4 protein-coding genes are annotated in these 12,432 nt (G+C 71.9%); all 4 read right to left on the reverse strand.

Annotation, left to right across the window (positions count from 1 at the left end; translation table 11 throughout):
• Positions 1-31: 31 nt before the first annotated feature.
• The 4 genes from RM779_RS16210 to RM779_RS16225 are packed head-to-tail and all read right to left on the reverse strand — an operon-like array spanning position 32 to position 12,402.
• Complete coding sequence (locus RM779_RS16210) at positions 32-1,135, reverse strand: acyl-CoA dehydrogenase family protein (protein WP_311618400.1); 1,104 nt, start codon at positions 1,133-1,135, stop codon at positions 32-34.
• Complete coding sequence (locus RM779_RS16215; protein ID WP_311618401.1) at positions 1,132-1,416, reverse strand: acyl carrier protein; 285 nt, start codon at positions 1,414-1,416, stop codon at positions 1,132-1,134. Before RM779_RS16215 ends, RM779_RS16210 begins: the two co-directional genes overlap by 4 nt.
• Positions 1,413-2,303, reverse strand: coding sequence for a 3-hydroxyacyl-CoA dehydrogenase family protein (locus tag RM779_RS16220; RefSeq protein ID WP_311618402.1), 891 nt, complete (start codon positions 2,301-2,303; stop codon positions 1,413-1,415). Before RM779_RS16220 ends, RM779_RS16215 begins: the two co-directional genes overlap by 4 nt.
• Positions 2,296-12,402, reverse strand: a complete 10,107-nt coding sequence (locus RM779_RS16225) for a type I polyketide synthase (protein WP_311618403.1) — start codon at positions 12,400-12,402, stop codon at positions 2,296-2,298. Before RM779_RS16225 ends, RM779_RS16220 begins: the two co-directional genes overlap by 8 nt.
• Between the last annotated feature and the right edge of the window lie 30 nt (positions 12,403-12,432).

Consider the following 12,432-nt stretch of genomic DNA (forward strand, 5'->3'; position numbering starts at 1 on the left):
GTGGGCTCGTGGGGTGCACGGCAGTGGCCCGTCAAAGGACGTCGAGGGCGTGCCGGGCCAGGATCAGCTGGGAGATCTCGGTGCTGCCCTCGATCAGCTCCATCGCCTTGGCGTCCCGGTAGGCGCGGGCCACCACATGGCCGTCGGTGAAGCCGCGGGAGGCCAGCACCTGGACGGCCGTGGCGGCGCCGCGCGCCGCGTGGGTGGCGGCGACCTGCTTGGCCAGTACGGCCGCCACCGCCGCGTCCGGGGCGCCGCGGTCCCACTGCTCGGCGGCGTGACCGCAGACCTGGGTGGCGATCCGTTCGGAGGTGTACAGCTCGGCGAGATGCCGGGCGACCAGCTGGTGCTCGGCGATCGGGGAGCCGCCCTGTTCACGGGTGCGGGCGTCGGCGGTGGCGGCGGCCAGGCAGGCCCGCAGGATGCCGGTGCAGCCCCAGGCGACGGACATGCGGCCGTAGGAGAGGGCAGTGGTGAACAGCAGCGGGAGCGGCTGACGGCCGCCGCCCAGGACGGCCGCGGCGGGAATCCTGACGTCGTCGAGAACGACGCGGCAGTGGGTCGCGGCGCGGCAGCCCAGCGGGTCCTGAACGGGCTCGATGCGGACGCCGGGGGCATCGGCCGGGACCATCGCGGCCGAGCCGGCGTCGTCGTGCAGGCCGAAGACCACGAGGACGTCGGCGTAGGCGGCGCCGGTGATCCACATCTTCTCGCCGGACACGAGGAGGTCGCCGGTGCCGTCGGCGGCCGGGCGGATGCGGGTGGCCATGCCGTTCAGATCGGAGCCGGCGCCCGGCTCGCTGAACGCCACGCAGGCCAGGCCGCCGTCCGTCAGCTGCCCGAGGTAGCGGCGGCGCTGCTCGCGGTCGCCGAAGCGGCGAACGGTGGCGGCGGCGATGCCCTGCACCGTCATGATGCTGCGCAGCGAGCTGCACAGGGCACCGACGTGGGCGGTCAGTTCTCCTCCTGCGAGGCTGTCGGCGCCCGGCCCGCCGAAGCGGGCCGGTACCTCGGCGCACAGCACGCCCATCTTCCCGAGCCGGCGCAGCAGTTCGACGGGTATGCGGCCGGCCGCGTCCCAGGCGGCCGGCCCGTCGCCGACGAGCGCGTCGATCTCGGCGGTGTCGACGTTCATTCGTCCCGGCTGCCCGTGTCGGCGTCCTGGAGGCGCAGTACCAGCGCGGACATGGTGCGGACGCTGCGGAAGTTGTCCATGGACAGCTCGGGGCCGACGATCTCGATGTCGTATTCGTCCTCCAGGTGCACCACCAGTTGCAGGGCGAACATCGAGGAGATGACGCCCGTGGCGAAGAGGTCCTGGTCGGCAGCGGGCTCGGTGCCCGTCTGCTCGGCGAGGAAGGCGGTCAGCTCCTTCTCGACGGTGGCGCCGTCGGTACCGCCTTGCACGGCAGTCATCGTGTGTGCCTTTCCGTAGCTGAGTGGTAGTCGTAGAAACCACGGCCCGTCTTGCGGCCGTGGTCCCCGTCGCGGACCTTCTGCAACATCAGCTCGCAGGGGTCGCATTCGGGGTCGCCGGTGCGGTCGTGCAGCACGCGCAGCGAGTCGACGAGATTGTCGATGCCGATCAGGTCGGCGGTGCGCAGCGGCCCCGTGGAGTGGCCCAGGCAGCCTTCCAGCAGGCCGTCCACGGTTTCCGCGGTGGCGACGCCCTCCTGCACGAGCATCGCCGCCCGGTTGATCAGCGGGTGCAGCAGCCGGTTGATGACGAAGCCGGGGGCATCGTTGATCACCAGCGCGTCGCGGCCCAGCGCGGTCAGCAGGTCGCCGACCGCGGTCATGGTGGCTTCGCTGGTGGCGGTGCCGCGGATCACCTCCACCATCTTGATCAGGTAGGAGGGGTTCATGAAGTGCACGCCGACGAGTTCGTCGCCGCGGGCGACCCAGCCGGCCATCTCGTCGACGGGGATGCAGGAGGTGTTGGAGATGAGCAGGGTGCCGGGGGCGACGAGCTCCGAAACCTCGGTCAGCACCTTGCGTTTGACCTCGGCGATCTCCACGACGGCCTCGATGACGGTGGTGGCGTCGGCGACGTCGGCCGGCGAGGTCGTGGTGACCAGGGTGCCGCGGGGGCGGTCCGCCGGGAGGGCCTTCATCAGCTGGGCGTGCTTGAGCTTGTGGCGGATCGTCCGGCCGGCCGAGGCCAAAATCTCGTCCTCGACATCGACGAGCGTGACGTCCACGCCGTGGCCGAGGGCGAGGGCGGAGATATTGGTGCCCATGACGCCTGCGCCGACGACGGCGAGGCGGTGCCGCCGGGCCTGTTGCTCCTGTTGGTCAGTCATCGTCCCTGTCCTGAGTGGCGGTGAAGCGCGTGGCGAGCCAGGATTCGACGGCCAGCGCGGTGGTCTCGGCGCGGGAGCCGATCATGGAGAAGTGGTCGCCCGGCACGGCCACCGGGGTGACGTCGCCCGAGTAGGCCCACGGGACCTGGACGAAGTCGGCCGCCCCGTCGTCGCCGTCGGCGTGACGGATGAGCAGCGTCGGCAGGTCGGCGGCGTGCGGCAGGTGGGCGCGCCAGTCGAAGTCGTAGTAGTGGCCGCAGGCGATCAGCCAGTCGTCGCCGCCGATGCCGTCCGCGCCGACGTTGTTGGCGAGCACGGCGGCCGGAAGCTCGGAGATCACCTCGTCGGACACGCCTGCCCTGTCCGGGGTGAAGGTGTCGAGCAGCACCAGCGCCGCGGGCGGGCGGCCGCGTTCGGCCAGGCGGGCGGCGAGGGCGTGCGCGGTCACCCCGCCGGACGAGTAGCCGACCAGTACGAACGGGCCCGCGTCCGGGGCCGCTTCCGGACTGGCCAGAACCGTTCCGGCGTAGAGGTCGAGCAGCGCGTCCGGGCCGGCGGCCAGCGGCTCGCCCGGGATGTAGCCGGGGACCGTGACGGCGAGGATCTGCCGCTTGCCGCGGAAGCCGTGGGCCAGGCGCACGAACTCCTGCGCGTCGGCGGTACCGCCGAACGACGGCAGGCAGATCAGCGTGGGCCCCTCGGGACCGCGGGTGAGCGGTACGAGGGGCGGGATGCCCGCCAGTTCCTCCGGGCTGGTGAAGGAGGGCCGGAAGGCGCCGAGGCCGGTGATCATCCGCATGGCGTCGGCCCCGCGGCCCGAGCCGTGGGCCCGCAGGTAGAGGGCCGTCAGGGAACTCGAAGCCGCGGCGCCCGGGTCCGAGGGGCCGGCCGGGGGCCCGTCCTGGGCTTGGGGCGCGGCGGGGAGGAGGAAGCGGGGCGCGGGCTGGTCCGTGCCGCCCTGCCGCCCTGCCTGGTCCGTCGCGAACAGCTCCCTGAGGTGGGCGGCGGTCGCGGTCGGGGTGGGGTGGTCGAGCATCATCGGGCCGGTCAGCCGTAGGCCGGTGACCCGGGCGAGCCGGTTGCGCAGCTCCACGGCTGACAGGGAGTTGAAGCCCTGTTCCAGGAAGGTGCTGTCCGGCTGGACGGCCGCCGCGCCGGTGTGACCGAGCACTGCGGCGGCGTGCTCGCGGACCACGTCGAGCAGGATCGTCTCCCGTTCGAGCGGGGACGGCGCCGCGGCGAGCCGCTTGCGCAGTGCGGCGGCCTCGATCGAGGTCTCCGCTTCCTGTTCGTTCTCGGCCTCCGCGGCGTGGGCGCGGATGGCTTCGGGGAGGGTGGACAGCAGCGGGCTGGGCCGATAGACGGTGTAGGTCTGCAGGAAGCGGTCCCAGTCGATGTCGGCGACGACCAGCAGGTCCTCCCCGTCGTCCAGGGCCTGGGCCAGGCCCTGGATACCGCGCTCGGCAGCCATCGGGCGCAGCCCGTAGCTGCTGAGCTGCTCGCCGGCCTCGCCGGCGCCCATACCGCCGCCACCCCACAGACCCCACGCCACGGACGTACCCGCCAGCCCCGCGCCCCGGCGCCGCGCCACCAGCGCGTCCAGCGCCGCGTTCGCCGCGCCGTAGGCGGCGAGGATGCCGCTGCCCCATACGGCGGCGCCGGAGGAGAACGTCACGAACGCGTCCAGGTCCACGCCGCGTTCGAGAGTCAGCTCGTGCAGGTGCAGCGCCCCGCCGACCTTCACCGCGGACACCGCCTCCAGCTCGGCGGCGGTGGTGTCCACGACCAGCGCGCCGGTCGCCGTCCCTGCCGAGTGCACGACGGTGGACAGTTCAGGTCCTGTCGCGGAGATCCGGTCCAGCAGGGCCCCGACCTCGGCTCGCTCGGCGACATCGCAGGAGAGTACCTCGACGGTGCTGCCGGCCGCCGCGAGATCCGCGGCCAACGACGCGACACCCGCCGCCGAAGGACCGGAACGCGACACCAGCACCAGCCGCTTGGCACCCCGCCCCGCGAACAACCGCGCCGTGCGGCCACCGATCATCCCCGTACCACCAGTGATCAACGCCGAACCACCCGGCACAAACACCGCCCGCTCCCCAGCATCCTCGGAACGCGGAGCCCGCACCAGACGCCGCCCGAACACACCAGCCGAACCACGCAACGCCACCTGATCCTCACCACCACGCCCACCCGCCAGCACCGCCACCAACCCCGCACCCACCACCTCATCAAACTCCTCCGGCACATCCACCACACCACCCCACAACCTCGCCAACTCCAACCCCGCCGTCTGCCCCAACGCCCACACCTGCGACTGCGCCACACTCGGCACCTCACCCGGCAACACACCCACCCCACCACGCGTCAACGCCCACACCGGCACCTCAACCCCCACATCCACCAACGCCCCCACCAACCCAGCCGTCGCCACCACACCACCCGGCACCACCCCACCACCAGCCACACCCACCTCATCCAAGCCAAGCAACGACACCACACCAGCCACCCCGTCCACAGCCCCCGCAACCGCAACCCCCAACGCCTCACGACCCACCCCATCCACCCCATCAACCTCAACCACCCGCACATCCGCACCACCCACACCAGACACCACACGCGCCACCTCGGCCGCCAACCCCACCTCAGCCGACGACGTCACCACCAACCACGTCCCCGACAACACCCCACCCGACAACACCCCAAACGACTCCCACACCACCCGATAACGCAACCCCGCCACCACATCCCCCACCACACCCGGCACCCGGTCCGGGAACTCCGGCCAATACCGACGCCGCTGGAACGCATACGTCGGCAACTCCACAAACCCATCAAACCCAGCCCCGCCGTCCGGCAACACCACCGGCCAATCCACGGGCAGACCACGCACGAACGCCTCGGCGAACGAACGCAGCAAACGATCCGCACCCCCGTCATCACGCCGCAGCGTGTCGATCAGCACCGGGTCGGGCAGATCGGCCCGCGGAACGAGGACTTCCTCCACGGCGGTCAGCAGCACCGGGTGGGCCGAGACCTCCACGAAGCTGCGGTGCCCGGAGGCCGCCAGGGCCTCGACCGCCTCGGCGAACCGGACCGACTGCCGCACGTTCGCGTACCAGTAGTCCGGGCCCAGCTCCGTTCCGTCGATCAGGCGTCCCTCCACGGTCGAGAAGAAGGGGGTCTCGCCCGACCGCGGCTCGATGCCGGCCAGTGCCGCCGGCAGCGTGCCGGCCAGCGGCTCGCACAGGCGGGAGTGGGCCACGAAGCCCGACACGGGAATGCGCCACCGCATCACGCGCTGTTTCCGCAGCTTCCGCTCGAACTTCAGGAGCGCTTCCGGCTCCCCCGTGACCACCGTGGACAGCGGCGAGTTCACCGCCGCCACCGACAGCCGCCCTTCCCACGGCTTCAGCAGTTCCGCGACCTCGTGCGCCGGCAGCACCACCGACAGCATCCCGCCGTCGACTCCCAGACCGGCCAGCATCCTCGCGCGCACGGCCACCACCCGCGCCGCGTCTTCCAGCGACAGGATGCCCGCCACCGCAGCGGCCGCGATCTCACCCTGCGAGTGCCCCACCACCACGTCGGGGCGCACTCCCGCGGCCCGCCATACCGAGGCCAGCGACACCATCACCGCCCACAGCACCGGCTGCAACACCTCGGGACCCTCCACCGGGGGAGCGCCCTCCGCCTGTTCCAGCACCGCGTACGGGTCCCACTCGATGTGCGGGGCCAGCGCCTCCGCGCACCGCGTGAACTCCGCCGCGAACAGCGGCGACTCCGCGAGCATCCGGCGTCCCATCCCCACCCACTGCGAACCCTGCCCGGGGAACAAGAACACCGTGCGCCCCGGGCCGCCCGTGGGGATGGTGCCGACGGCGGCCGCGGCGTCCGGGCGGGCCTCGGCGACGGCGGACAGCCCTTCGGCCAGCGCCGCGCGGTCGGCACCCACGACGACCGCCCGATGGGAGAAGAGGCTGCGGCGGGTGACCAGGGCACGGGCCACGGCCGCCGGTTCCGCCCCCTCCGCGTCACGCGCGAGGGGGAGCACCCGGTCGGCCTGAGCCGCCAGCGCCTCCTGCCCGCGCGCGGACAGCGGCCAGGCAACGACCTGCACGTCCGGACCGAGCACCGGCACCTCGGCCTGGCCCTGCCCCTGGCCCTGCTCCTGGCCGTCCTCGTCGTTCCCGCCCGTCGTGGGCAGGGACAGGGGCTCGGTGGGCGGCTCTTCCAGGATGATGTGCGCGTTCGTGCCGCTGATACCGAAGCTGGAGATGCCCGCGCGGCGCGGCGCGCCGTCCCGCGCCGACCAGGGCCGCCGTTCGGTCAGCAGCCGCACCTCGCCCGACTCCCAGTCGATCTGTTCGGAGGGCTGCTCGGAATACAGGGTGGGCGGCAGCGTCCCGTGGCGCATCGACAGCACCATCTTCATGAGCCCGGCGACACCGGCGGCGGCCTGCGCGTGCCCGATGTTCGACTTGATCGACCCCAGCCACAGCGGCCGGCCTTCGGGACGCTCCTGACCGTAGGTGGCCAGCAGCGCGCTGGCCTCGATCGGGTCACCGAGGACGGTTCCGGTGCCGTGGGCCTCCACCGCGTCCACCTGATCGGGCGTCAGCCCGCCGGAGGCCAGAGCGGCGCGGATCACCCGTTGCTGCGCGAGGCCGCTGGGCGCGGTGAAGCCGTTGGAGGCACCGTCCTGGTTGACCGCCGTGCCGCGCACCACCGCCAGCACGGGGTGGCCCAGACGCCGGGCGTCGGACAGCCGCTCCACGGCGAGCATCCCGGCGCCCTCGCCCATGCCCATGCCGTCGGCGGAGGCCGAGAACGCCTTGCTGCGCCCGTTCGGGGACAGGCCCATGTTCGATCCGTAGCCGAACGCGCCCGGGTCGGACATCACCGTGACGCCACCCACCAGCGCGAGTTCGCACTCGCCCGAGCGCAGCGCCTGGGCAGCCAGATGCAGCGCGGCCAGCGAGGCGGAGCAGGCGGTGTCGATGGTGAGCGAGGGGCCCTCCAGGCCCAGGACGTAGGAGACACGGCCGGAGAGCACCGCGCCGCCGTCGCTCACCGGAGTGCTGTCCAGCATGTTGGCCGTGCTGCCGATCAGCGCATGGGTGTAGAGCTGCATCCAGCCGCCCACGAACACGCCGGTGCGGGAGCCCCGCAGGCTCGTGGGGTCGATGCCCGCACGTTCCAGGGCTTCCCAGGAGACCTCGAGCAGCACCCGCTGCTGCGGGTCCATGGCCAGCGCCTCGTTCGGCCCGATGCCGAAGAAGGCGGCGTCGAACTCGGCGGCCTCGTAGACGTATCCGCCCTCCCGGCCGAACTCGCTCTGGATGTCCCAGGCACGGTAGTCGGGAACCGGGCTGATGGCGTCCGTGCCGTCGGCGAGCAGGCTCCAGAGCCGCTCGGGCGTGGTGGCGCCGCCCGGGTAGCGGCAGGCCATGCCGACGATGACGATGGGGTCGTCGTCCGCGGGCGAGTGCCGGGGAACGGGAACCACCTCGGCCACCGGGGCGGCGTTCCCGAACAGGTCGCCGTACATCCTGGCCGCCAGGGCCGTGACAGACGGGTAGTCGAAAACCACGGTCGACGGCAGGCGCAGGGCGGTGACTTCGCCGAGCCGGTTGCGCAGGGAAACGGCCATCACCGAATCGAAGCCCATGTCGCGGAACGCCTGATCGGGGTCGATCTCCGCGGCGTCGGCGTGACCGAGCGCGGCGGCGGCCTCGGCCCTGACGGCCTCGGTGAGCGCCGCCTCCCGCTCGGCGGGCGGCAACGCGGTCAGGCGGCGTATCAGCGGCGTGACTTCCGTGGTGGCAGCCGCATCCGCCTCCGCCTCCGCGGCGTGGGCGCGGATGGCTTCGGGGAGGGTGGACAGCAGCGGGCTGGGCCGGTAGACGGTGTAAGTCGGCAGGAAGCGGTCCCAGTCGATGTCGGCGACGACCAGCAGGTCCTCCCCGTCGTCCAGGGCCTGGGCCAGGCCCTGGATACCGCGCTCGGCAGCCATCGGGCGCAGCCCGTAGCTGCTGAGCTGCTCGCCGGCCTCGCCGGCGCCCATACCGCCGCCACCCCACAGACCCCACGCCACGGACGTACCCGCCAGGCCCGCGCCCCGGCGCCGCGCCACCAGCGCGTCCAGCGCCGCGTTCGCCGCGCCGTACGCCGCCAGCCCGCCGCTGCCCCACACGGCGGCGCCGGAGGAGAACGTCACGAACGCGTCCAGGTCCAGGCCGCGTTCGAGAGTCAGCTCGTGCAGGTGCAGCGCCCCGCCGACCTTCACCGCCGAGGCCGCCCGGAGATCCTCGGCCGTCATTTCCGCCACGGCAGCGCCATGCTCCGCTCCCGCCGAGTGCACGACGGTGGACAGTTCAGGTCCTGTCGCGGAGATCCGGTCCAGCAGGGCCCCGACCTCGGCTCGCTCGGCGACATCGCAGGAAAGTACCTCGACGGTGCTGCCGGCCGCCGCGAGATCCGCGGCCAACGACGCGACACCCGCCGCCGAAGGACCGGAACGCGACACCAGCACCAGCCGCTTGGCACCCCGCCCCGCGAACAACCGCGCCGTGCGGCCACCGATCATCCCCGTACCACCAGTGATCAACGCCGAACCACCCGGCACAAACACCGCCCGCTCCCCAGCATCCTCGGAACGCGGAGCCCGCACCAGACGCCGCCCGAACACACCAGCCGAACCACGCAACGCCACCTGATCCTCACCACCACGCCCACCCGCCAGCACCGCCACCAACCCCGCACCCACCACCTCATCAAACTCCTCCGGCACATCCACCACACCACCCCACAACCTCGCCAACTCCAACCCCGCCGTCTGCCCCAACGCCCACACCTGCGACTGCGCCACACTCGGCACCTCACCCGGCAACACACCCACCCCACCACGCGTCAACGCCCACACCGGCACCTCAACCCCCACATCCACCAACGCCCCCACCAACCCAGCCGTCGCCACCACACCACCCGGCACCACCCCACCACCAACCACACCCACCTCATCCAACCCAAGCAACGACACCACACCAGCCACCCCGTCCACAGCCCCCGCAACCGCAACCCCCAACGCCTCACGACCCACCCCATCCACCCCATCAACCTCAACCACCCGCACATCCGCACCACCCACACCAGACACCACACGCGCCACCTCGGCCGCCAACCCCACCTCAGCCGACGACGTCACCACCAACCACGTCCCCGACAACACCCCACCCGACAACACCCCAAGCGACTCCCACACCACCCGATAACGCAACCCCGCCACCACATCCCCCACCACACCCGGCACCCGGTCCGGGAACTCCGGCCAATACCGACGCCGCTGGAACGCATACGTCGGCAACTCCACAAACCCACCAACCCCAACCCCGCCGTCCGGCAACACCACCGGCCAATCCACCGCCACACCACGCACGAACGCCTCGGCGAACGAACGCAGCAAACGATCCGCACCCCCGTCATCACGCCGCAGCGTGCCGAATGCCGCGGGCGCCTGCGCGTCGGGGCCGTCGGTGGCCGAGATGGCCGGGGTCAGCACGGGATGCGGGGACACCTCGACGAACGTGCCGTGGCCGGTCCCGACGAGGGTCCGCACGGCCCGGTCGAACTCCACCGGCTCCCGCAGCGAGGCGAACCAGTACTCCGCGTCCATCTCCGGGCCGGTGATCATGTCACCGCTCATCGCGGAGATCATCGGGATACGCGTCTCCCGCGGGGCGATGCCCTCCAGAACGGTCAAAATCTCGTTCCGCAGCTCGTCCACCTGGGGGCTGTGCGAGGCGTAGTCCACCGGAATCATCCTGGCGCGCGCCGACTCCGGGCACGCCTCCTTCACCTCACGCAGGGCGTCGGGGTAGCCGGAGACGACCGTCGCCGAGGGGCCGTTGACCGCCGCGACCGACAGCCGTTCCCCGAACGGGGCGATGCGCTCGCGCACCGCGTCGGCCGGCTCGGCGATCGACAGCATCCCGCCACGCCCCGCCAGCGCCGTGAGCGTCCGGCTGCGCAGCACCACAACCTTCGCCGCGTCCTCCAGCGACAGAATCCCCGCCACCGCAGCCGCCGCGATCTCACCCTGCGAGTGCCCCACCACGGCCTTGGGAACGACACCGGCCGCCTCCCACACGGCGGCCAGCGACACCATCACCGCCCACAACGCCGGCTGCACCACATCAGCGGCCTCAAACCCATACTCACCCGCCAGCACATCCTCAAGCTCCCACTCCACAAACGGAGCCAGAGCCGCCGCACACTCCGCAAGCCTGGCCGCGAACACCGGCGAGGACTCGGCCAACTCCCGGCCCATCCCCACCCACTGCGAACCCTGCCCCGGGAACACGAACACCGTCTTCCCCACCCCAGCCGGAGCCACCGCCCCGCTCACCACGCCGGGCGCGGGCTGGTCGGTGGCCACCGCCGCCAGCCCGGCCACCAAGTCATCACGGCCCGACCCCAGCACCACGGCCCGCCGCTCGAACACCGAACGCGTCGTGATCAGAGACCGCGCCACATCGGACGCGACCAGTTCGGGCCGCGCCACCACATGTCCCCGCAGCCGCTCCGCCTGGTCGACCAGAGCGGACACGGACCGCCCGGAGAGCACGAACGGCATCAGTCCGGCATCGTCCCGCAGCAGCGGCGTACGGTCGGCGCCGGAATCACCCGAGGCGGCTTCCGCCGCGGCGGGCTCCTCGGCCGGCGCCTCCTCCAGGATGAGGTGGGCGTTGGTACCGCTGATACCGAACGCCGAAATGCCCGCACGGCGCGGCTGATCGCCCGCCGGCCACTCGACGGCCTCCTGGAGCAGGCGAACGTGCCCGGCCGACCAATCGACATGAGGAGTCGGCTCCGCCGCGTGCAGCGTCTGCGGCAGAACGCCGTGCTGGAGCGCCAGCACCATCTTGATCACGCCCGCGACACCGGCCGCCTGCTGCGTGTGCCCGAGGTTCGACTTGATCGACCCGAGCCACAGCGGCCGGTCCGCCGGATGCCCCTGGCCGTAGGTTTCCAGCAGGGCCTGCGCCTCGATCGGGTCACCCAGCGTGGTCCCGGTCCCGTGCGCCTCCACAACGTCCACATCGGCCGTCGTCAGACGGGCGTTGGACAGGGCGGCGCGGATCACGCGGCGCTGCGAAGGCCCGTTCGGCGCGGACAGACCATTGGAAGCGCCGTCCTGGTTGTGCGCACTGCCCACGATCGTGGCCAGCACCTTGTGCCCGTTGCGGCGCGCATCCGAAAGCCGCTCCAGCACGACCACGCCCACGCCCTCGGCCATGCCCATACCGTCGGCGCCCGCCCCGAACGCCTTGCAACGGCCGTCCGGCGCCAGCCCGTTCTGCGCCGAGAAGCCCACGAACGCGCCGGGGCCGACCAGCACGGTCACCCCGCCCGCCAACGCCATCGTGCACTCCCCCGCCCGCAGCGACTGCACCGCGAGGTGGACAGCCACCAGGGAGGAGGAACAGGCCGTGTCCACCGACACCGCCGGTCCCGTCAGACCCAGCGTGTACGCAACGCGGCCGGACAGCACACTCATCGACGTACCCGTGATCAGGTGCGCCTCCGAACCGGATATGTCCCCACCGGAGTTGGCGTAATCGGACGGCGAAGCACCCACGAACACGCTGGTCGGCGTGCCGCGCAGGCCGGCCGGGTCGATCCCGGCCCGTTCGATCGCCTCCCACGACGTCTCCAGCATCACCCGCTGCTGCGGGTCCATCGCCAGCGCCTCACGCGGACTGATCCCGAAGAAGGCCGCGTCGAAGTCGGTGGCCTCGGACAGGAATCCGGCCTGCGAGACATCACTGGTGAACACCGCGTCCGGGCTGGGGTCGAAAAGCGTTTCGAGGTCCCAGCCACGGTCAGTGGGGAAGCCCTCAATCGCGTCCCCACCCGCCGCCAGCAGCTCCCACAGCTCCTCAGGAGTACGCACCCCACCCGGGTAACGGCAGGCCATCCCGACGACCGCGATCGGTTCCCGGTCTCGCTCCGTCACCTCGCGCAGCTGCGCCCGCGTGTCACGAAGCTTCGCGGTGGTCTGCTTGAGGAAGTCGAGGAGTTTTTCCTCGTTCTGCATCGTCCTTGTACCTCTCGACCTGTTCAGGAG

Source organism: Streptomyces johnsoniae (assembly GCF_031845565.1).
GTDB classification, from domain to species: Bacteria; Actinomycetota; Actinomycetes; order Streptomycetales; family Streptomycetaceae; genus Streptomyces; species Streptomyces johnsoniae.

Coding starts and splice junctions, on each gene's coding strand:
- RM779_RS16210 (WP_311618400.1), bottom strand. CDS start 1,135: ATGAACGTCGACACCGCCGAGATCGACGCGCTCGTCGGCGACGGGCCG.
- RM779_RS16215 (WP_311618401.1), bottom strand. CDS start 1,416: ATGACTGCCGTGCAAGGCGGTACCGACGGCGCCACCGTCGAGAAGGAG.
- RM779_RS16220 (WP_311618402.1), bottom strand. CDS start 2,303: ATGACTGACCAACAGGAGCAACAGGCCCGGCGGCACCGCCTCGCCGTC.
- RM779_RS16225 (WP_311618403.1), bottom strand. CDS start 12,402: ATGCAGAACGAGGAAAAACTCCTCGACTTCCTCAAGCAGACCACCGCG.